Below are 3,522 nucleotides of genomic sequence, written 5' to 3'. Positions count from 1 at the left end.
CACACGGGGTAAACTTCCCGGAGAAATTCTGCCCGGCGCACAGGTCCTCGGCAAAAGGCCCCCAGCGTTTTCAGGGTTATCCATTCGCGGGGGGAATACGCGGAAGTGGCAGAGGAACTTCAAGCGGAGCACATATAGGGAATAGCTAAGCGTTGACATAAGCGGAAAAGAGAGAGCGGCCTTGATTAAGCTCTTAGGAATATTTCTCATACGGAAAACGCGGATTCTGGAAATTCCAAACAAAAGGAGCAGTCCTCTATCACCACGCCGAAACAGGGATATTGAGACACACATGGGTTAAACCTGAAGCTTCACCCTATGACGGAAACTGGACTTACTGGAGCAAAAGACGAGGTACATATTCTGGGACACCAACAAGAGTCGCAAAACTCTTAAAGAAACAAAAAGGTATATGTCCTCAATGTAAGCAATACTTTACACCTGAAGACTTGATAGAAGTTGACCACATTATCCCCAAATCGAAAGGTGGAAAGGATACCTACAACAATCTTCAAGCTCTACATCGTCACTGTCATGATGTCAAAAGCAAAAATGACTACCTCTACGATTGGTTAGAAAATGGCTATGAATGGAAAGACGATGTGTTAACAGTACCTATGACAAAGGACTAATTGCCGAGAGCCGTGTGAGGTGAAAGTCTCATGCACGGTTCGGAATGGGAGTCGTGGTAGGTGACTACCACTTCGACCCCTAATCAATAATAGCCCTGCCACTGGCTAATAAAACTTGTATCTTTGATGGCATATTAAAAGAAATTACGTTATGTTTTTGCATAACCATACCCACATTACCCGAATTTCTCACAAAATCTGCGATCGCCAAACACAGAAGCCTTACAGGAAGTGGGTTTGAACAGAGCGATCGCAGATTTCCCCAACCAACAGTCTGTTGTCAGATTTTAAGTTAAAATCAACCCGAATTAGACAAAGATGAAAAGATAAATCAATCACTCATTTTTCCAAAAAAATTATTAACAAAATCTCTAATAGTACTAGATTGTTAGAATAAAATATGCTATAATTTAATTATTAAAGCAATTTACCTTAAACTGATTTAATGAGTCCCAGTCATCCCCGAAACCCTCGTCAAGTAATCAACTTTAGTAAACAGAAAGGAAAAGAAATAATCGCTAATTTTGATGGGGGACTAATCACTTCAGATGCGGGGATTGTCTGGATAGCTGAGTTGGATAAAAAACTGGGAATTACCGAGAAGTTTGGTAACTGTTTTCAAGATCATCGTCATCAATCTTATGTAGATCATTCCGTTCATGAGTTATTAGCACAAAGGCTTTATGGAATTATTTTAGGCTATGAAGATGTCAATGACCATGATAAATTACGTCACGATCCTGCCCTTAAGATCGCTTTAGAAAAGCTTAATGAACTTGAAGATAAAAAGGGATGGTTAGCTGGAAAAAGTACAATTAATAGATTGGAATATTGTCCTGAGACTATTCTCGACCAAAAAACGAGTCGTTATCATAAAATAGAACCCAACCTTGAAGCCATTGAAAAATCTTTTGTCGAATTTTTTTTAGAGTCTTATAAAAAACCTCCCTTGAGTATTATATTAGATATGGATGTCACGGATGACCAAGTACATGGTAATCAAGAAGGGGCATTTTTTAATAGTTATTATCACGGAGTATGTTATGCTCCTTTATATATTTTCTGTGGGCATCATTTATTAGTTGCTAAACTTCGTTCATCTAATGTAGATCCAGCCGATGGAGCCTTAGACGAATTACAAAGAATTATCGGACTAATTAGAGAAAAATGGTCAGAGACTCATATCCTAGTTAGGGGTGATAGTGCCTATGCCCGTGAAGAAATCTTCTATTTTTGTGAAAATCAGCCTTTAGTTGATTATGTTATAGCTATGGGAACAAATGGCGTTCTTAAGTTACGAGCGGATGATGTAATTGAAAAAGCCAAACATGAATATGAAAAAAAACTAGCTCCAATAACTGAATTAATGGATAGTTTATTTCAGAAAAAAGAAGATTTAGAAGAAGTTAAAAAATTAGTACCAATTTCTACTTGGTATCGCTCTATTCGTTATAAAACAGAAAAGTCATGGAGTTGTCAAAGGAGAGTAGTGACAAAAGTTTGTTATGGAAGTGATGGCTTAAAAATGCGCCATGTGGTGACATCTTTGCCCGCTTCAAAAATTCCACCCTCAAAACTTTATACAAAAAAATACTGTCCGAGAGGCGAGATGGAAAATCGGATTAAAGAACAACAATTAGACTTGTTAGCTGATAGAACTTCAACTCAAACATTTCAAAGTAATCAACTAAGATTATGGATACATTCCTGGGCTTATGTTCTCATAAATGCTTTTCGTCAACACTGTTTAAAAAAAACTTCATTGGCTAAAGCAACTGTGGGAAGAATACGTCTAAATCTTCTTAAGTTGGGAGCCAGAATAAAGATTAGTTGTAGAAGAATTATTATCGCTATAGCTAGTGCTTGTCCTTATCAAGATATTTTATCTATTGCTAACAAAAGAATTAAAACTATTCCTAATACTGGATAAGTAGAATAAGTTGTTTTTTAAAAAAGATATCTATCATAAGTTGTTGACTGACTGATACTTTCATTTAGTCTTATTTATCGTGGAGAAAATCAAAAGTTAATATAATTATTCCCTCTTAAACTCAATTTTTGGATAATCAAAGTCAATTTTTTTATTCATCTATATTCAAAATTTCTATTAGTCCTAAAAATTATCATTTTTCATCTCTGGATTGGGCTTTCAAATTAATTTGTGAGAAATCCGGGTTTAGCATATTCTTCCTCAAAATCATCCCAAGGTATCAACTCTGCCATGATTACCCAACGATTATTGGGGGACAATTTGCCCTCGAAAGGTAATTCAAATTTTTCTGGGGGCGGTAAAGGTTGCTCCTCTTTTCGATACATTTGTTCTTGACCAACAACTGGGAGGTGTTTCTACCAATTATAGCGGTTTGTAGCCGACAAAGCTGATCTTTTTTGCGATCGCGAATATGGGTGTAACCTTTTAAAGAATAGGGTTTTGCTTTTATTCAGCAAACCCTAATTAAGGACGCTTTACAATCAGGTTATTACGTCCTAGCGGAAAAACCCTTAACCCTTGATCCTGGGGAATGTTTAGAACTTACTCGTCTAGCAAAACAGCGACAGCGACAGTTAATGATTGATCATACTTATTTATTCCATGCTGCTGTCAATCAAGGCAAATCTTTTCTAGCCCAGGCCGAGACGTTGTAAATCGTCGTACCAGTGAACTCTTATAAGACTACTTTTTTCCCAAGGCACAGGAGGTTGGTAGTACGCACGGCCGAGTGATATTGCTATTCAGAGATCACTAGCAGGCGTCGTAACGGGAGGGATACGAATCGCCTGCAGCCCGCGTGGGATACACTAGTTATCAGAGCGGCCGACAGCAACGGTGAGAGCTACAATTCACGACTATAATGAGTCGTATACAACTGCTCCTGCCGGTCTTCGATAC

Annotated in this window: 2 protein-coding genes and 2 pseudogenes; 3 read left to right on the top strand and 1 reads right to left on the bottom strand. The window is 37.9% G+C overall.

All coding sequences use genetic code 11. The features are described 5' to 3' along the window. Positions 1 to 197: 197 nt before the first annotated feature. A pseudogene (locus CWATDRAFT_RS30575) lies at positions 198 to 632 on the top strand (HNH endonuclease); the annotation flags it as partial. Positions 633 to 1,077: 445 nt separating this feature from the next. After that, the gene (locus tag CWATDRAFT_RS30570) at positions 1,078 to 2,562 is read left to right on the top strand and encodes an IS1380-like element ISCwa5 family transposase (protein ID WP_007308577.1); all 1,485 of its coding nucleotides are present in this window, start codon (positions 1,078 to 1,080) and stop codon (positions 2,560 to 2,562) included. 224 nt (positions 2,563 to 2,786) lie between these two features. Here the strand turns inward: CWATDRAFT_RS30570 and CWATDRAFT_RS37990 are convergent, their stop codons facing one another. Then, complete coding sequence (locus CWATDRAFT_RS37990) at positions 2,787 to 2,948, bottom strand: hypothetical protein (protein ID WP_157134030.1); 162 nt, start codon at positions 2,946 to 2,948, stop codon at positions 2,787 to 2,789. A gap of 135 nt (positions 2,949 to 3,083) precedes the next feature. Between CWATDRAFT_RS37990 and CWATDRAFT_RS35205 the strand changes: the two are divergent. After that, a pseudogene (locus tag CWATDRAFT_RS35205) lies at positions 3,084 to 3,257 on the top strand (Gfo/Idh/MocA family oxidoreductase); the annotation flags it as partial. Between the last annotated feature and the right edge of the window lie 265 nt (positions 3,258 to 3,522).

It is taken from the genome of Crocosphaera watsonii WH 8501 (assembly GCF_000167195.1).
Taxonomy (GTDB): domain Bacteria; phylum Cyanobacteriota; class Cyanobacteriia; order Cyanobacteriales; family Microcystaceae; genus Crocosphaera; species Crocosphaera watsonii.
This window is presented reverse-complemented; position numbering and strand designations above follow the sequence as displayed.